General features: G+C 44.7%; 17 protein-coding genes. 14 read left to right on the top strand and 3 right to left on the bottom strand.

Annotated elements, in window-relative coordinates:
• Positions 1–38 precede the first annotated feature (38 nt).
• The 4 genes from atpG to RIL182_RS19900 all read left to right on the top strand — a co-directional run bounded on the left by atpG (position 39) and on the right by RIL182_RS19900 (position 4,372).
• Entirely contained in the window at positions 39–902 is an 864-nt protein-coding gene (gene atpG, locus RIL182_RS19915) for an ATP synthase F1 subunit gamma (RefSeq protein WP_006855267.1), read from the top strand.
• A gap of 77 nt (positions 903–979) precedes the next feature.
• On the top strand, positions 980–2,377 hold the full coding sequence (atpD, locus tag RIL182_RS19910; protein WP_006855268.1) for a F0F1 ATP synthase subunit beta: 1,398 nt from the start codon (positions 980–982) through the stop codon (positions 2,375–2,377).
• Positions 2,378–2,392: 15 nt separating this feature from the next.
• The gene (atpC, locus tag RIL182_RS19905; protein ID WP_006855269.1) at positions 2,393–2,803 is read left to right on the top strand and encodes an ATP synthase F1 subunit epsilon; all 411 of its coding nucleotides are present in this window, start codon (positions 2,393–2,395) and stop codon (positions 2,801–2,803) included.
• A 240-nt stretch (positions 2,804–3,043) separates the two neighbouring features.
• Entirely contained in the window at positions 3,044–4,372 is a 1,329-nt protein-coding gene (locus tag RIL182_RS19900) for an MATE family efflux transporter (RefSeq protein ID WP_006855270.1), read from the top strand.
• A gap of 101 nt (positions 4,373–4,473) precedes the next feature.
• On the opposite strand, the gene RIL182_RS21845 is transcribed toward RIL182_RS19900, so the two are convergent.
• The 3 genes from RIL182_RS21845 to RIL182_RS19890 all read right to left on the bottom strand — a co-directional run bounded on the left by RIL182_RS21845 (position 4,474) and on the right by RIL182_RS19890 (position 5,921).
• Positions 4,474–5,181, bottom strand: a complete 708-nt coding sequence (locus RIL182_RS21845) for a hypothetical protein (protein ID WP_006855271.1) — start codon at positions 5,179–5,181, stop codon at positions 4,474–4,476.
• 63 nt (positions 5,182–5,244) lie between these two features.
• Positions 5,245–5,589 carry a hypothetical protein gene (locus tag RIL182_RS21840; RefSeq protein WP_006855272.1) on the bottom strand — a complete coding sequence of 115 codons (345 nt, stop codon included), beginning with the start codon at positions 5,587–5,589 and terminating at the stop codon, positions 5,245–5,247.
• 17 nt (positions 5,590–5,606) lie between these two features.
• Positions 5,607–5,921: a hypothetical protein gene (locus tag RIL182_RS19890; protein WP_006855273.1), complete on the bottom strand. Its 315-nt coding sequence runs from the start codon at positions 5,919–5,921 to the stop codon at positions 5,607–5,609.
• A 46-nt stretch (positions 5,922–5,967) separates the two neighbouring features.
• Between RIL182_RS19890 and RIL182_RS21425 the strand changes: the two genes are divergently transcribed.
• The 10 genes from RIL182_RS21425 (at position 5,968) to RIL182_RS19840 (ending at position 17,443) form a co-directional block, all read left to right on the top strand.
• The gene (locus tag RIL182_RS21425) at positions 5,968–6,141 is read left to right on the top strand and encodes a hypothetical protein (RefSeq protein ID WP_006855274.1); all 174 of its coding nucleotides are present in this window, start codon (positions 5,968–5,970) and stop codon (positions 6,139–6,141) included.
• 14 nt (positions 6,142–6,155) lie between these two features.
• The gene (locus tag RIL182_RS19885) at positions 6,156–7,835 is read left to right on the top strand and encodes an IS66 family transposase (protein ID WP_134523155.1); all 1,680 of its coding nucleotides are present in this window, start codon (positions 6,156–6,158) and stop codon (positions 7,833–7,835) included.
• A gap of 260 nt (positions 7,836–8,095) precedes the next feature.
• Complete coding sequence (locus RIL182_RS19880; protein WP_006855420.1) at positions 8,096–8,710, top strand: histidine phosphatase family protein; 615 nt, start codon at positions 8,096–8,098, stop codon at positions 8,708–8,710.
• 279 nt (positions 8,711–8,989) lie between these two features.
• Positions 8,990–9,733, top strand: a complete 744-nt coding sequence (locus RIL182_RS19875) for a DeoR/GlpR family DNA-binding transcription regulator (protein WP_044998456.1) — start codon at positions 8,990–8,992, stop codon at positions 9,731–9,733.
• 57 nt (positions 9,734–9,790) lie between these two features.
• Positions 9,791–10,708, top strand: coding sequence for a 1-phosphofructokinase (pfkB, locus tag RIL182_RS19870; RefSeq protein WP_015521812.1), 918 nt, complete (start codon positions 9,791–9,793; stop codon positions 10,706–10,708).
• Positions 10,709–10,884: 176 nt separating this feature from the next.
• Complete coding sequence (locus RIL182_RS19865) at positions 10,885–12,822, top strand: PTS fructose transporter subunit IIABC (protein WP_044998455.1); 1,938 nt, start codon at positions 10,885–10,887, stop codon at positions 12,820–12,822.
• 107 nt (positions 12,823–12,929) lie between these two features.
• On the top strand, positions 12,930–13,187 hold the full coding sequence (locus tag RIL182_RS19860) for an HPr family phosphocarrier protein (RefSeq protein ID WP_015561166.1): 258 nt from the start codon (positions 12,930–12,932) through the stop codon (positions 13,185–13,187).
• Positions 13,188–13,218: 31 nt separating this feature from the next.
• Entirely contained in the window at positions 13,219–14,859 is a 1,641-nt protein-coding gene (gene ptsP / locus RIL182_RS19855) for a phosphoenolpyruvate--protein phosphotransferase (RefSeq protein ID WP_006855414.1), read from the top strand.
• A gap of 338 nt (positions 14,860–15,197) precedes the next feature.
• The gene (locus RIL182_RS19845) at positions 15,198–16,460 is read left to right on the top strand and encodes an amidohydrolase (RefSeq protein ID WP_006855412.1); all 1,263 of its coding nucleotides are present in this window, start codon (positions 15,198–15,200) and stop codon (positions 16,458–16,460) included.
• 101 nt (positions 16,461–16,561) lie between these two features.
• The gene (locus RIL182_RS19840) at positions 16,562–17,443 is read left to right on the top strand and encodes a VanW family protein (protein ID WP_006855411.1); all 882 of its coding nucleotides are present in this window, start codon (positions 16,562–16,564) and stop codon (positions 17,441–17,443) included.
• Positions 17,444–17,512 lie beyond the last annotated feature (69 nt).

Genomic DNA, 17,512 nt, shown 5'->3' with positions numbered 1-17,512 from the left:
AACAAGCAGGACTTCGCCAAAAAAAGGAGGAAGTTGTTATGGCCTCAATGAGGGACATTAAACGAAGAAAAAGCAGCATACAGAGTACGCAGCAGATCACAAAAGCCATGAAGCTTGTTTCAACCGTAAAACTGCAGAAAGCAAAAAGCAGGGCAGAACAGACGAATCCATATTCGAACTATATGTACCAGACCGTTACTTCCATGCTTGCAAGATCAGGTGGGATCGATCATCCATATCTGAAAAAAGGTACTTCCACAAAGAAAGCGATCGTTGTGATCACATCCAACCGTGGACTTGCCGGTGGATACAACTCCAACCTGATCAAGCTGGTTACGGGAAGTGACTTTTCCAAAGATGATGTAGAGATCTATGCCATCGGTGGAAAGGGACGCGAGGTATTAGAACGCCGCGGCTATCATATCAAAGAGGATGACTCCTATATCATTGAGTCCCCGTCTTATGATGATGCGGCAGAACTCTGCAAGAAGGTGCTTGCGGATTATACCAATGGCACGATCGGCGAGATTTATCTTGTGTATACACATTTTAAAAATACAGTCGTACACGAACCGAAGCTGATGAAGCTGCTTCCGATCGAGTTTGATGAAGAAGAACTCGGCGCAGCAGCAGAGGCAAATGTTCTGATGAATTATGAGCCGAATGAGACAGAAGCACTTGATATGATCATTCCAAAATACGTTACAAGCCTGTTTTATGGTGCACTCGTGGAGGCAGTTGCCAGTGAAAACGGTGCGAGAATGCAGGCGATGGATTCTGCAACGAGCAATGCAGAGGATATGATCAGTGATCTGACGCTCAAATATAACCGGGCACGTCAGGGCTCGATTACACAGGAATTAACAGAGATCATTGCCGGTGCGTCGGCAATCTCTGGATAAGCAGATGAAGCTGCAGGTAATCTGCAATCGAATAAAAAGACAGCAGCACAAAATTTGATTACAAGGAGAAAGAAGCGATGGCAAATAATATCGGTAAGATTACCCAGATTATCGGTGCCGTTCTGGATATTAAATTCACAGAGGGCAATCTGCCGGAGATCAACGATGCGATTCGTATCCCGTTAAGAGGCGATCAGGCGGGAAAAGAATTGACCGTTGAGGTTTCCCAGCATCTGGGCGATGATACAGTCAGATGTATCGCAATGGGATCAACCGATGGATTAGTCCGCGGCATGGATGCAGTTGCAGCCGGCGGACCGATCAGTGTGCCGGTAGGTGAGAATACATTGGGCAGAATGTTTAATGTATTAGGAGATCCGATCGACGAGATCGATCCTCCGGCCGGCGTGGAAAAATGGCCGATCCACAGACCTGCTCCTGCATTTGAGGAACAGGCAACATCCCAGGAGATGTTAGAGACAGGTATCAAGGTCGTAGATCTTCTCTGCCCTTACCAGAAAGGTGGTAAGATCGGATTGTTCGGTGGTGCCGGTGTAGGTAAAACCGTTTTAATCCAGGAGCTGATCCACAATATCGCAACCGAGCACGGTGGATATTCCGTATTTACCGGCGTTGGTGAGCGTACCCGTGAGGGAAATGACCTTTACTATGAAATGAAAGAATCAGGAGTTATCGATAAGACCACCATGGTGTTCGGACAGATGAACGAGCCGCCAGGAGCACGTATGCGTGTTGCCTTAACAGGTCTTACGATGGCAGAGTATTTCCGTGATAAAGGCGGTAAGGATGTATTGCTCTTCATTGACAATATTTTCCGTTTTACACAGGCAGGATCTGAGGTATCCGCGCTGTTAGGACGTATGCCTTCCGCCGTAGGTTACCAGCCGACATTACAGACAGAGATGGGTGCTCTGCAGGAGCGTATCACATCTACAAAGAACGGTTCTATCACTTCCGTTCAGGCGGTTTATGTGCCTGCGGATGACTTGACAGACCCGGCTCCGGCAACCACGTTCGCACATCTGGATGCAACGACCGTACTTGAGCGTTCTATCGCAGAACTCGGTATTTATCCGGCAGTGGATCCGCTTGGTTCTACTTCCCGTATCTTAGACCCGCGTATCGTTGGCCAGGAGCACTTTGAGGTAGCCCGCGGTGTGCAGGAGATCTTACAGAAATACAAAGAATTGCAGGATATCATTGCAATCCTTGGTATGGACGAGCTTTCCGAGGATGATAAACTGGTTGTAAGCCGTGCAAGAAAGGTACAGAGATTCTTATCCCAGCCGTTCTTCGTTGCAACACAGTTTACCGGTCTGGATGGAAAATATGTTCCGATTGCAGAGACAATCCGCGGATTTAAGGAGATTCTTGAAGGAAAGCATGATGATGTACCGGAGAGTTATTTCTTAAATGCAGGTACGATCGATGATGTCCGCGCAAAGATGCAGTAATAATGGAGGGTGTGTATGGCAGAAGAAAACAGACTCTTTCAGGTAGAGATCATTACGCCGGATCGTGTTTTTTATACAGGTGAGGGTGATATGATCGAGTTTACCACTGCCTCCGGTGAGATCGGTGTGTATAAAAAGCATATTCCGCTCACGACCGTGTTAGCACCCGGCATCGTAAAGATCCACAAGACGGGTGAAGATGACGTGATCGCGGCAGTACATTCCGGCTTTGCGGAAATTCTGCCGGATAAGGTAACACTTCTCGCAGAGATTGCAGAGTGGCCGAATGAGATCGACAAGAACCGTGCTGAAGCTGCGCGTCAGCGTGCCGAGGAACGGCTTGCCCACCGGACAGAGGCAATCGATGTCAAACGTGCTGAATTTGCACTTCGCAAAGCACTGGTGCGTATTGATATTGCAAAATAAGATTTACTTGACAGAAATAAAATTTACTGGTTATAATATAGTTCCAAAACCATTTTATGGAGTGGACTTTTCTTGAGTGATGAACTCTATTTTTCGCCACACAGCTGCAATGATTTGCAACTGTGTGGCGTTTTTTTGTTGTCAGATTGCACATAAGCAGTCCCGGTTTTGTGGAATCTGCCAATTAAGAAGTCTGAAACCACGATGTGTCCTCATGTCATGAAACGAAAGGAATGAAAAATGAACCAGAATTTTATGAAAGAAAAACCGGTCATGCCGCTTGTGATCTCCATGGCATTGCCAATGACATTTTCCATGTTAGTCAATGCGCTCTACAATATCATTGACAGTTATTTTGTGGCGCGCATCAGCGAAGATGCGATGACGGCACTTTCTTTGGTGTTCCCATTGCAGAATCTGGTCAATGCAGTTGTTATCGGATTTGCAATCGGAATCAATGCGACAATCGCATATTTTCTTGGAGCACAAAAGCAGAACACGGCGGATAAAGCAGCGTCGCTGGGAACACTTTTTAATATGATCCACGGACTGATCTTAGCGGTAGTCTGTATTGCAGCCGCAGCACCTTTTCTTGCCATGTTTACAGATAAAAGGTCGATCATAGACATGGGCGCGGCATATGCGCAGATCGTATTTCTTTTTGCAGTACCCAATGCGGCAGGTCTTTGTTTTGAAAAGATTTTTCAGTCGGCAGGGCGCATGAAAACGTCCATGCTTTGTATGCTGATCGGCTGTGTGACCAATATTATCTTAGATCCTTTTATGATATTTGGAATTGGTTTCTTTCCTGAAATGGGGATCCGGGGAGCTGCTATCGCAACCGGGATCGGTCAGATGGCTTCTCTTGTCAGCTATCTGCTGTTTTATTTTTTTAAACCGATTCCGGTAAAGATAAGATGGAAAGATATGAAACCGGAAGCGGAACTTAGCAGGAAAATGTATTCGATCGGTGTCCCGGCAACATTGAGCATCGCGCTGCCGTCTGTACAGGTCTCTGCATTAAATGCGATTCTTGCGGTTTATTCTGCCAGCTATGTACTTGTACTTGGGGCTTATTTTAAATTACAGACATTTTTATATCTGACAGGAAATGGTGTCGTGCAGGGGATGCGTCCTCTGATCGGATATAACTACGGTGCGGGAGAGTCAAAGCGTGTCAGAGAAATTTTCCGGTCAGCGCTGGTATTGATCGCGGGGGTCATGGTAATCGGAACGATACTTTGTATGGCAGTGCCGCAGACGCTCATTGGATTGTTTACCAGTAATCCGGAGACGATACAATTTGGAAAAGAGGCGCTTCGTCTGATCAGCATTGGATTTATTGCGTCATCGGTCTCCGTCACGGTATCAGGTGCGTTGGAAGGACTGGGAAAGGGAAAAGAATCGTTGGTAATTTCTGTGCTCAGGTACATAGCAGTTATTTTACCATTGGCATTTATTTTGAGTAAAATATTGGGGGCTGCGGGCGTCTGGCATGCGTTCTGGATCACGGAAGTGGTTGTGGCAGGGATTTCCTATGTGATCTGTAAAAAAGAAATATTTCAGTAATAAAAACACCTGTAATTATATGTTGTTGGGCATGTAATTACAGGTGTTTTTGAAAATAGAATATGCGTGGAGTGTGTAGTCTGTTGTTTGAAATAATGAGTTTAATTTTCTTTTAGTGAATTGTAAAGATCTTCATCTGACCAGTCAGGGTGAGCCTGGCACAGTGAATATACTTTATCAATAAAAGCAGTATCCTTGTTAAGCAGTTTAGCACAGCTTTGTGCAGGAATATTTTCCTGGAACATGTTGTGGATGATGTGTAATTGCTCAAGACGTTTGCCCTCCGCTAAACCCTCCGCTAAACCCATCGCTAAGCCATCCTCATGTCCATCCGCATAGCTGTCCCTGCGTTCCATCTTAATATACTCATCCATATCGAATTCTTCCAATAACATACCAACGACCTCCGATCTGTGTTTGATAAGAAAATCCTTTAGGATACCGTTCCTGATACATTCCTGTACAGCGGCATCCGCTGCCTGTTCTAATGGAATACCGGTTCTGACCTTCGAAGAAATTCTGCCGATCAGAATGGAATATTCCTCTAAAGTCCGGCATCGTGCCATCAGTTCCTGATTGTGTCCGTAATTAATGTTGTAAACCCTCGCAGTGCACTCTAAGCAGGGGCGGGTGCCGATGGCGCTGGACGTATTTTGCGCAGCGGAGTCAGGGACATCAATATCAGAAACAGGAATATCGGTAGTGACGACTGGCTGTCTGGATGCAGCATCTGTTGTCAGGTGGTTTGATTCAGCACATATAAACGCATCTGAAAGATGCAGCTCTATGTAATCTTTATTATCTTCCAACGGTTCAACCCCATTATAAAAAATAACAAACTGGGGAAACGGCAGTGAAAGCAGTTTTTTCCCCTAAATGTTCAGGTTATTTTGTTTGATATAGCTTTCATACTGTTTGCCGAAATAGATCAGTCCGCGGATCGGCATGTTTGGGTTTAAGGTACTCTGGTGTTCATACAGATTTAATGTACCACGGACAATAAATGATACATCATTTTTATATCCGAGATAGATCACATCATCGATCGTGTAAAAGATCAGTTCATCTGCATCATCGTAATCTGTCTGATTCAGGGCATTGTACAGTTCCAGCAAAACCGGTTTCTCATTAAAAATTCTGCGGAATAAGGCATCCCGGTACTTCTTCTGCACAAAAACATGTTTTGTGTGACTGCGTTTTCTTTTGTTTTTCCCCATGTAGTTTTCTCCTTTAATTATAAAAAATTTAGGTGTTTTTCACAATAGTTTTCTGAAATAGCTGGCGAAATGCCGGAATGAAAGTTACTGTTCAGACCATTGTAAAAACTGACGAAATTTAAAAAAATATATTTGTGGATAAACTCAAGCAGGATGGGAAGTCTCGTTAACGACTTCCGAATCCTGCTTTTTCTTTTGAAATTATAAACAGTACCTGCATGTTTTCCTGCTTTTACATGGCTGGAATACGGATTTCCACTCCTGCTTCTTTCATTTTTCTGCCGGTTATCCACCGTCATTCTGCCAGTCCCGTAATTCGTCCGATTTCCCATTCGTCCCTGTTTCTGCTATACTTATCCTATACTTAAGGAGGCACAAATGAACGCAGATGATAAAAGCAAACTCAAAGCATATGAAGAACTTATAGGCAGTCTTGAGCATACAAACGGACTACAGCACAGGGTCATCGAAACCCAGTCCTCATTGATCAAATCCCTTGAGGAACATAATGCAGAATTAGAAAAAATCATTGATGATCTGACAAACATTTAAGGAAAGGACGCGGCATGGGGATGGGGAATTCTTTTGAAACCATTACAGTACTTCAATACAGGCTGAAAGCAGCACAGGAAGAACTTGCAGCCTTTCAATCGGGAGAAAAATATATCCGAATGGAAAAACAGCACCTTACACAGGTGCGTGCCCTGGAACGCAGAATTGCAAAACTGGAAGCAGCTGTAGCAAAAGAACACAGCCATGCCATTACGATTCGGAATCAATGGTTTGAGATTTTTGAACAGCTGCAAAAAGAATGCGACCGTATGGTCGCCGAAGCAGTAAAAAAGGCGGATATGATGGAAAAAAGGGCCATCCGTGCAGAAAAACAGCGCGACACCGCCCTTGAAAAAGTAACTTCCCAGAGACGGGAACTTTACAAAGTAAAGACAGAGCTTGATGATGAAAAACAAAAAGTACAGAAACTGACGGCACAGATTAACCGGAACTATGAAAACTCATCCATCCCGTCTTCAAAATCTATCGCCCGCAAAAAAATATCCAACAGCCGCGAAAAAACAGGAAGGAAACCCGGTGGACAGCCAGGACACAGGGGGCACTGCAGAAAGAAACTCACCCCGACAAGGGAAATCTATCTTCCGGCACCCGAAGAAGTACTCCATGACCCTGACTTTAAGAAAACATCGAAAACCATTACAAAGCAGAAAATCGACATCAGCGTAGAAGTGCATGTGACCGAGTATCATGCCGATGTGTACTATAATTCCAAAACAGGTGAACGGATCCATGCACCATTTCCACAGGGAGTCATTGATGACGTTAACTATGGAGGAAATTTACGTGCTTTCCTGTTTCTGCTGAATAATGACTGCTGTACATCAATTGATAAAAGCCGCAGGTTTTTGTCTGATCTGACAGATGGAAAAATAAACATATCAAAAGGCATGATCAATAATCTCTGCCGGTCATTTGCCCAAAAAACAGAATCCCAGCGTAAAGAGATTTTCTGCGATATGCTGCTTTCCCCTGTCATGCATACAGACTGTACCAATGCCTGTGTAAACGGGGAAAGTTCGTATGTATTTGTATGTGCGGTTCCGGATGGCGGTGTGCTCTATTTTGCCAGGGGCAAAAAGGGACACGATGGAATAAAGGGCACGGTCGTTGAAGACTATCAGGGGACACTGGTCCACGATCATGATGTAACCTTTTATAAGTATGGAACCGGCCACCAGGAATGCCTTGCACATGTACTGCGTTATCTGAAAGACAGCATGGACAACGAAAAGGACCGTACCTGGAACAGGCAGATGCATTCCCTGATACAGGAAATGATCCATTACCGGAATGGTTTATCTGAATCAGAAGAGCCAGATCCGCAGACCGTCTCCGAATTTGAAGAACGTTATAAAACAATCCTGTCCATAGCTGGGGATGAATACGACTATGAGCCGCCTGGGAAATACTACCGTGATGGATACAACCTGTACAAAAGGATGAAAAAGTATAAGAAAGATCATCTTCTTTTCCTCCATAATAAGAATGTACCTGCCACGAATAACGAAGCCGAACGGCTGCTGAGAAAATATAAAAGAAAACAGGCGCAGGCTGTGTCATTCCGGAGTCCGTCAAGCATCGACCATCTCTGTAAATGCATGAGCATGCTGGTTTTGATGCGCAGAAAAGAGCAGACCAATCTGTTCCGCGAGATTGCAGAAATATTTGCATAAGAAAACCGATGGTTTTGACTACGATTAGTCTATACCATCGGTTCTTTTGTTACAAGTTTACCTCTGAACAGTAACAATGAAAAGAGTGGTATTCAGAAAATGATTCTATGAAAATAAAATTGAATTGCGATAGATGTAGTATACATGGGGAAATCATAAATTGCAAGAAGAATCTGCCGTTGTATGGATTCACATAGACAAATCAAAACGAATTGCTTATACTTGATTTATGACAACATCACCCAAAAGAGGAGAAATCAATGATTTTATATTTTGTACGTCACGGAGAGACGGACTGGAATGTAAAAAAGAAAATACAGGGCAAGACAGATGTGCCGTTGAATGAGACAGGAAAGCAGCAGGCAAAAGAGCTTGCGGACATGCTTCTGGATCGGAAAAAGGAAGGGACTCTTCAGGTTGTGCGGGCATATACATCCCCACAGCTTCGTGCAGCACAGACGGCACAGGAGGCGGCGATCGCGCTTGATATTCCATGTATTGCGGCGGATGGTCTGCGGGAAATGGATATGGGCGACTGGGAAGGCAGAAGCTGGGAAAGCATTACGCAGGAAAATGCGAAAGAGTATCAGGACTGGGATGCCAACAGGCGTTATGTCCATACACCGCATGGAGAATGTTACAATGAAGTGCTGAGGCGTGCGCTTGATACACTCGGAATGATCTTAGAACGGGAGACGGAAGATGTGTTGATCGTAACGCACAGTGGCGTACTGATGGCATTGCGGTGTTATATTGCCGGACAGACATTTGAGGAAATGGGTATCATACGGTATAAGACGAAAAATGCAGAGGTGGTTGAAATTTTTGCGGATGACGTCAAAGACGCGATCGCACGTTTTAAAAAAGGGGAGTAAAACGGTCATGATCGTGCAATCACGGAAAGCAGTGTGAAAAAGCAGCGATTAGTATAAATTAGATTAAAAATATAAAGACTGTCGTAAGAAACAGCTTCCTGGTAAAGAAACAGGACTGATTCTTGCGACAGTTTTTTTGCATATTTCACAATTTTTAAAATGAATTTTTGTGAATGATTTTGACGGATTTTGATTGACTGTGACGGAATGGAATCATATAATAAAGCTATCAAAGATGAACGAATTTGAACGGTTGTGAATGAAATTGGAGGAAAAGATATGCTGACAGAAGAAAGATTTACAAGAATTTTATCCATACTAGAGAGTATGGGCAGCGTGACCGTTCAGCAGCTTATGACAGAACTGGATGCATCAGAGTCAACGATCCGGAGAGATTTAAACACACTGGACGCAAATGGACAGCTCATTAAAGTCCATGGTGGTGCGATTTTAAAAAACACCTTATACAGTACGGAAGATGACGAAGTCATGCAGCGTAGAGAACGGAACAAAGGTGCAAAAGAAAAGATCGCAAAATATGCGGCAGGGCTGATCGAACCTGGAGATTTTGTTTATATTGATGCAGGTACGACGACGGATCTGATGATCGATTTTATTACGGTCAGACAGGCAGTGTTTGTGACAAATGCGATCACACATGCAAAAAAACTTGCGCAGAAAGGTTGTACGGTATATATTCTTGGCGGCGAGTTCAAGACGGTGACAGAGGCAATCGTTGGAGAGGAAGCGGTCTCTTCGGTTGAAAAATATAATTTTACAAAGGGATTCTGGGGAGCAAACGGAATCAGCGTGCAGCGTGGATTTTCCACACCGGAGCTGAAGGAAGCACTCGTAAAAAAACGTTCCATGGAGAACTGCAGAGAATGTTATATCTTAGCAGATGACAGCAAGTTCAATCAGATATCAAGTGTGACATTTGCTCCGTTTGAGAGTGCAAAGGTCATCACGACAGGTCTTACAAAACCTGCGTACCGTAAATGTAAAAATGTAATTGAAGTATAAAAAATACAAAGACCTGCGGAACAAAAACGAGGGAAAAGCAGAAAGGAGACTGAGAAAATGATTTACACTGTTACATTTAATCCATCACTGGACTACATTGTGACAGTTCCGCATTTCACCTGCGGAATGGTCAACCGGACATCAGAGGAGAAGATTTTTCCGGGTGGAAAAGGAATCAATGTATCCATGGTGTTAAAAAATCTTGGACTGGAGAACACGGCACTTGGGTTTTATGCCGGATTTACCGGAAACGAACTGGAGCGTCTGATCAGGGAAAAAGGAATCCGGGCGGATTTTATTCCGGTAAAAGAAGGAATGACAAGGATCAATGTAAAAATGCGTTCCGACGAGGAGAGTGAGATCAACGGACAGGGACCGGCGATATCAGAAGCTGACATAAAAACACTTTATGAAAAACTGGATCGGCTTTCAGATGGAGATGTTTTGGTTATGGCGGGAAGTATCCCGGATGTGATGCCGCAGACCATCTACATGGATATCATGAAATATCTTGCAGATAAGGATTTAAAGATTGTTGTGGATGCGACAAAAGATCTGCTCGTAAATGTATTACAGTATCATCCGTTTTTAATTAAACCGAATAATCATGAGCTTGGTGAGATTTTCGGTGTGAAAATAACAGAAAAAGAAGATGTGATCACTTACGCAAAGAAGATGCAGGAAAAGGGTGCAGGAAATGTCCTCGTTTCCATGGCTGGCGACGGAGCAGTGCTGGTTGCTGAAGACGGCAGCATCTTTCAGGCGGAGGCACCAAAGGGTAAGGTCGTCAATTCGGTTGGCGCCGGGGACTCCATGGTAGCCGGATTTGTAACAGGTTATTTAAAGACGGGAAGCTATAAAGAAGCTTTCCAGATGGGGGTTTGTACTGGAAGTGCATCGGCATTTTCCGAGGAACTGGCAACAGAACCGGAAGTTTTGGCGCTTTTAGATAAAAACAAAGGCATATTTAAGTAGGAGGAGTAAAATCCTCTGCTCCTGCAAGGGCACATGCTATGCAAGCTATTAGGCATAGCATGCATAGCAGACATTTTGCTTCGCAAAACAAGGAGTAAAATCCTCTGCTCCTGCAAGGGCACATGCTATGCAGGCATAGCAGACATTTTGCTCCGCAAAACAAGGAGGATTTAAGCATGAAAATCAGGGATTTACTTGCCGTAGAGAGTATTGACTTAAATGGCAAAGTCACTGGAAAGAACGAAACCCTTGATGCAATGGTTGCATTGATGGCTAAGAGCGGAAAGATCAACGATGTTGAGAAGTACCGCAAGGGCGTATACGCCAGAGAGGAAGAAGGAACAACCGGAATTGGTGAGGGAATCGCCATTCCACATTGCAAGTCAGATGCAGTCAGCAGACCTGGTCTTGCAGCAATGGTCATCAAAGACGGGGTGGATTTTGATGCATTAGATGGAGAAAAGGTCAGCCTGATCTTCCTGATCGCAGCACCAAATACGGAAGACAACGTACATCTGGATGTACTTAGCAAGTTATCTGTTCTTCTGATGGATGAGAATTTTACAAGCGGACTTCGCAATGCAAAGACGGTTGAGGAATTTTTAAGTGTGATCGACCGCGCGGAAGCTGAGAAAGATGCCGAAGAAGAGAAAAAGAACAGCGCAGATACAAAGAATGCGGCAGAGGAGAAAAACACAGAGAATGGAAAGCTGATCCTCGCTGTAACCGGATGCCCGAACGGAATCGCACATACTTATATGGCGGCAGAAAATATTGAGAAAAAAGCGAAAGAGCTTGGATGCCGTGTGAAAGTTGAGACAAGAGGTTCCGGCGGTGCCAAAAATGTATTGACAAAAGCTGAAATTGCAGAGGCTGCATGTATTATTGTTGCAGCGGATACACAGGTTCCGATGGATCGTTTTGCAGGCAGACCTGTGATCCAGTGTAAGGTTTCTGATGGAATCAGTAAGGCGGAAGAATTGTTAGACAGAGCGTTAAACGGCAATGTTCCATTGTATCAGGCGAAGGGAAGCAGTCAGGCAGCAGACAGTGAGGAAGAATCTGACAGCGTTGGACACCAGATTTACAAACACCTGATGAATGGAGTTTCCCATATGTTACCGTTCGTTATCGGCGGTGGTATCCTGATTGCGATCGCATTTCTGATCGATGGTTTTGCAGTTGACTTAAACAGCCTTCCATTTGATGAGCGTTCAAACTTTGGTACGATCACACCGATGGCGGCAATGTTTAAATCGATCGGTGGTGTTGCATTCGGATTTATGCTTCCGATCTTAGCCGGATTTATCGCAATGAGTATTGCAGATCGTCCTGGTCTTGCGGTCGGTTTTGTCGGCGGAGCAATCGCAGCAAACGGAACATCCGGATTCCTTGGAGCTCTCGTTGCAGGTTTTGTTGCAGGCTATCTGGTACGTCTGTTAAAGAAACTGTTTGAGAAACTGCCGGAAGGCTTAGAGGGTATCAAGCCAATGCTTCTCTATCCGGTAATCGGTATCTTTTTGATCGGAGTGATCATGACTTATGTGGTAGAGCCTCCGATCGGAGCATTAAACGTTATGATCAACAACGGATTAAACAGCATGAATGGTGCAAAGGCAATCCTGCTTGGCGCACTGCTCGGCGGAATGATGTCCGTAGATATGGGTGGCCCGGTAAACAAAGCAGCATATGTATTTGGTACCGCATCTATCGCAGCAGGCAATTACAATATCATGGCAGCTGTTATGGTCGGTGGTATGGTTCCACCGCTTGCAATCGCACTTGCAACCATGTTCTTTAAAAACAAATTTACCGAAGAAGAGAGAAAAGCAGGACCGACAAACATTGTTATGGGACTTTCCTTTATCTCAGAGGGAGCAATCCCGTTTGCAGCATCGGATCCATTGCGTGTGCTGCCGTCCTGTATCATTGGTTCCGCAGTTGCAGGAGCATTATCCATGGCATTTAACTGCACATTAATGGCACCACATGGTGGAATCTTCGTATTCTTAACCGTAGGCCATCCGCTGTTATATCTCATATCACTGGCAGTTGGTTCTGTTGTAGGATGCGTGATCCTTGGACTTTTAAAGAAGGATGTATCAAAAAGATAGGAAACGGAAAAGGTAATTAAAATCGCAGGCTTTATGTTGCAACAATATAGAGCCTGTGAATATGTAATCATAAAACAATGTGTTATGTACAAAGAAAGGAGAAAATCATGAAAGAATTTAAATACGTGATCACAGACAAAGGGGGAATCCATGCAAGACCGGCAGGCGCACTTGTAAAGGAAGCAGCCGCATTTCCATGCAGCATTACCATTGCAAAAGATGGAAAAGCAGCAGATGCAAAACGTATTTTTGGAGTTATGGGACTTGGTGTAAAATGCGGCGAGGAGATCACAGTCTGCACCGATGGAGAGAATGAAGAGGCAGCAAGTGCTGCAATCGAGGCATTTTTGAAAGCAAATCTGTAAAAATTGATAAAAACAGAAATAAAAATCTAAAATGGAGGTAACGGGCATGGAACTGCACGGCAAAAGTGTATTCGGCGGAATTGCCATGGGCAGACTGTCTGTCTATCATAAGACGGATAACGCAGTAAAACGAACAAAGATAACGGATATAGAAGCAGAAAAAAAACGTTTTGAGGATGCAAAAGAAGAAGCCAAAAGGCAGCTTGGTGTTTTTTATGAAAAAGCAGTCAGGGAAGTCGGTGAAGTCAATGCGGCAATTTTTGAGATGCACCAGATGATGCTGGATGATCTCGACTATGTAGAGTCGATCATAAACATGATCGAAACCCAGCAGGTCAATGCAGAATTTGCAGTTGCTTCCACCGGAGATAATTTTGCGCAGATGTTTGCTGCGATGGATGATGATTATATGAGAGAACGTGCGGCGGATGTCAAAGATATCTCCAATCGCGTGATCTCTATTTTACAGGGAAACGGCGATGCAGGCTTAAGCGGTGATGAACCGTTTATCCTTTTAGCGGATGATCTTGCACCGAGTGAGACTGTGCAGCTTGATAAATCAAAAGTACTTGCTTTTGTAACACGTCACGGTTCCACCAATTCCCACACGGCGATCTTAGCGAGAACCATGAATATTCCGGCATTGATCGGAGTTGATTTTCCGGAAGAGGGCGTGGACGGACAGTTCGGTATCGTGGATGGATTTGATGCAAAGTTTTTCGTAGAACCGGATGAGGATACGAAAGCGGAATACCGGAAGTTAAAAGAAGAAAATGAGCAGAAGAAACGTCTGCTTCAGGAATTAAAGGGTAAGGAAAATATCACAAAGGATGGAACGAAGATCAATCTTTATGCCAATATCGGGGGTGTTTCCGATGTGGCAAATGTACTTGCCAATGATGCGGGTGGAATCGGACTGTTCCGGAGTGAGTTCCTTTATTTAGAGTCGGAGGATTACCCGACAGAAGAAGCGCAGTTTGCAGCATATAAGACAGTTGCGGAAAATATGGCGGGTAAAAAAGTTATTATCCGTACACTTGATATCGGAGCAGATAAACAGGTCGGTTATTTTGACCTTGAGAAAGAAGAAAACCCGGCAATGGGTTACCGTGCGATCCGGATCTGCCTCGACCGCACTGAAATTTTTAAGACACAGCTTCGGGCAATCTACCGTGCCAGCTATTATGGAACGATTGCGATCATGTTCCCGATGATCATTTCCGTAAATGAGGTGAAAAAGATCAAAGAAATCATTGCGGAAGTGAAAGCGGGACTTGATGCCGACGGTATTCCGTATAAGGATGTGGAACTCGGTATTATGATCGAGACACCGGCGGCAGTTATGATCAGTGATCTTTTAGCGAAAGAGGTTGATTTCTTTTCGATCGGGACAAACGATCTGACACAATATACACTTGCAATCGACAGGCAGAATCCGAAACTGGATAATATTTATGATTCACACCATGAAGCAGTCCTTCGGATGTTAAAAATGGTTGTGGATAACGGACATAAGGAAGGATGCTGGGTTGGCATCTGCGGTGAGCTTGGCGCGGATGAAACGCTCACAGAGACGTTCCTTCGGATGGGATTTGACGAGCTTTCCGTATCACCGTCCATGATCCTTCGGATCAGGGATAAGATCAGGAATACGGATTTGTCAGTGAAATAAAAGTGCATCAGGGATCTGCAGCGTATGATTCGCATGCAGATCCTTTTTTGCAGGATAACGCTATAAGGTATCGGCATGATTGTCAGTTGTGCGGTGAAATGGGCATATACAGCAGAAACGCTGCTGTTATGCCTATTTTTTTGTGTGATTTTGGGCATAATCACAAGGTTTTTCCTGTATATGGAAAATGAGGAGCCGGATAAAAAGAATACATGGTATAATGTTGGTATGATATGGGAATTAATTATGTAAGACAGAAAGGCGCAAAATGCGGATTCTGATCAAAACAACGGTAAACAGGATTTTTACAGTCACCGGACATAAAACAGGAGGCACACATGAGCAATTACTTACTGATCAAACAGGGAACGATCCACAACGCCATAGAGGAAGAGCCATTTGTGGCAGATATTTTAGTGGAGAATGGAAAAATAAAAAAGATCGCACCGGTCTTAGAGGGGAAGATCATCAATGACGCGGATGTGATCGATGCAACCGGGATCGATGTTTATCCGGGATTTGTGGATGCGCACTGTCACATGGGATTAGACGGGTATGCGACCGGATTTGCCGGCGAGGATTATAACGAATCAGGGGATCCTGTGACACCGCAGCTCTCCGCGGTGGATGCAGTCAATCCGCAGGATGAGACTTTCCAGATGGCACGCGAAGGCGGTGTGACCTGTGTGTGCACCGGACCGGGAAGCTCAAATGTCATTGGCGGAACATTCTGCGCCATCAAGACTTACGGAAAGCGTGTGGATGACATGTTAGTCAAAGAAAAAACAGCCATGAAGATCGCTTTCGGTGAGAATCCGAAAAACTGTTATAAGGAAAAAGGTGTTTATTCGAGAATGTCTGTTGCCGCGAAGCTGCGGGAGGCACTCACAAAGGCAAAAATATATGACACAAAATTACACGCTGCCGGCTGTCCGGAGGGCTGGAATGAACTTGAGATGGAACAGGCACAGGAACAAGTGATGGACGATTCGCAGAAAACAGACGCGGATAGGAAGGTGGATTTTTCAAAGATGCCTGCTTACGATGCAAAAATGGAGGCGCTTCTTCCAGTTATCCGCGGCGAGATGCCGTTAAAAGCCCATGCGCACCGCGCCGATGATATCTACACCGCAATCCGCATTGCAAAGGAATTTCATGTGGATCTTCGGATTGATCATACAACGGACGGAGCATTGATCGCAGATGATCTTGCAAAGGAAGGATTTCCGGTTGCGGTGGGCCCATCTTTTGGACATGCAACCAAATATGAACTGCGCCACAAAGGATTTCATACCCCTGCGGCACTTGCAAAAGCGGGATGTCAGGTTTCTATCATTACGGATTCCCCGGTGATCGAGGAGCGCTATCTGGCACTTTGCGCAGGAAGGGCGGTATTTAACGGGTTAAGTGAATTTGATGCGTTAAAGGCAATCACGATCAATGCAGCGAAACATATCGGAATCGAAGACCGTGTCGGAAGTATTGAGGCGGGAAAGGATGCGGATTTCGTGTTGACGGGGGAAAATCCATTTGCCGTGGATACTCATATTTTGTATACGATCATTGATGGAAATGTGGTGTACGAGGGGGAGAAAGCATAAACGGATTGTGAAAGAGCACTATTGTATAATTTTGTCATGTCTGATATGATGAATCCATATCTATAGTACCAGATAAAGAGTAAAATCACGGGGAGGATACCATGATAAAAAGAAAAAATTGGACGAAAAAGATGTTGGCGGTTGTGGCATGTGCAGGGCTTCTGATGACGAACCCGGCGTTTACTGAAGCTGCAACAGCGGCAGAACGCAGCGCATATCAGGCAGTTTTTGATGCAGATTATTACCGCAGTGCATATCCGGATGTAGCCGCTGCTTTTGGCAATAATAAAGCAGCACTTTTTAATCATTTTGTAAATTACGGATTAAGAGAAGGAAGAAGCTGTTCTGCGGATTTCAATCCACAGGCATACCGGGCAAAATACGCAGATCTGCAGCAGGCATTTGGTGACGACATGGCAGCATATTGCCGCCATTATGTGACATGTGGTAAGGCAGAGGGCAGAGACGGAGGCGGAACAGGAAGTGTATCCGCTGCTACTGTTACTGATGCAGCTACAACGGATACTGCCACGGTACAGGGCAATGTGATCGGTACCTGTACAACAGAATATGATGCGACAGTTCCGAGAGCTGTTAACGTAGAGCTGGCAGCAGCCCGCATCAATGGTGTTGTAGTACAGCCGGGAAAATCATTTTCCTTTAGCTCGACTATTCTGCCGCGTACATCAGCGAACGGTTATGTTGTAGCACCGATCTATATCAGTGGAACGGTCGGCACGGGAACCGGTGGAGGTGTGTGCCAGGTATCATCGACACTTTACGCTGCAATGTTGCATGCAGGTCTTCCTGCAACCGAGCGTTATCCGCATTCACTGCCGGTAATATATCTTCCGGCAGGATATGATGCAGCGATCGCAGGAACGAGCAAAGACCTTAAGTTTACCAATACTTTTTCACAACCGCTTCTGATCCAGGCATCTGCATCGGGTGGAGTATTGACGGTAACACTTTCATTACAATAGAGGACACAAGCAAATTAAATCCTTACAAAGTCTGTTGTATTTACAGACAATGTAGGGATTTTTTTGATA

Origin of the sequence: Roseburia intestinalis L1-82 (assembly GCF_900537995.1) — a bacterium.
GTDB lineage: Bacteria > Bacillota > Clostridia > Lachnospirales > Lachnospiraceae > Roseburia > Roseburia intestinalis.
Note: the sequence above shows the minus strand (reverse complement) of the source record. Positions and strands in the feature narration are given on the sequence as shown.

Coding starts and splice junctions, on each gene's coding strand:
- atpG (WP_006855267.1), top strand. CDS start 39: ATGGCCTCAATGAGGGACATTAAACGAAGAAAAAGCAGCATACAGAGT.
- atpD (WP_006855268.1), top strand. CDS start 980: ATGGCAAATAATATCGGTAAGATTACCCAGATTATCGGTGCCGTTCTG.
- atpC (WP_006855269.1), top strand. CDS start 2,393: ATGGCAGAAGAAAACAGACTCTTTCAGGTAGAGATCATTACGCCGGAT.
- RIL182_RS19900 (WP_006855270.1), top strand. CDS start 3,044: ATGAACCAGAATTTTATGAAAGAAAAACCGGTCATGCCGCTTGTGATC.
- RIL182_RS21840 (WP_006855272.1), bottom strand. CDS start 5,589: ATGGGGAAAAACAAAAGAAAACGCAGTCACACAAAACATGTTTTTGTG.
- RIL182_RS19890 (WP_006855273.1), bottom strand. CDS start 5,921: ATGGGAAATCGGACGAATTACGGGACTGGCAGAATGACGGTGGATAAC.
- RIL182_RS21425 (WP_006855274.1), top strand. CDS start 5,968: ATGAACGCAGATGATAAAAGCAAACTCAAAGCATATGAAGAACTTATA.
- RIL182_RS19885 (WP_134523155.1), top strand. CDS start 6,156: ATGGGGATGGGGAATTCTTTTGAAACCATTACAGTACTTCAATACAGG.
- RIL182_RS19880 (WP_006855420.1), top strand. CDS start 8,096: ATGATTTTATATTTTGTACGTCACGGAGAGACGGACTGGAATGTAAAA.
- RIL182_RS19875 (WP_044998456.1), top strand. CDS start 8,990: ATGCTGACAGAAGAAAGATTTACAAGAATTTTATCCATACTAGAGAGT.
- pfkB (WP_015521812.1), top strand. CDS start 9,791: ATGATTTACACTGTTACATTTAATCCATCACTGGACTACATTGTGACA.
- RIL182_RS19865 (WP_044998455.1), top strand. CDS start 10,885: ATGAAAATCAGGGATTTACTTGCCGTAGAGAGTATTGACTTAAATGGC.
- RIL182_RS19860 (WP_015561166.1), top strand. CDS start 12,930: ATGAAAGAATTTAAATACGTGATCACAGACAAAGGGGGAATCCATGCA.
- ptsP (WP_006855414.1), top strand. CDS start 13,219: ATGGAGGTAACGGGCATGGAACTGCACGGCAAAAGTGTATTCGGCGGA.
- RIL182_RS19845 (WP_006855412.1), top strand. CDS start 15,198: ATGAGCAATTACTTACTGATCAAACAGGGAACGATCCACAACGCCATA.
- RIL182_RS19840 (WP_006855411.1), top strand. CDS start 16,562: ATGATAAAAAGAAAAAATTGGACGAAAAAGATGTTGGCGGTTGTGGCA.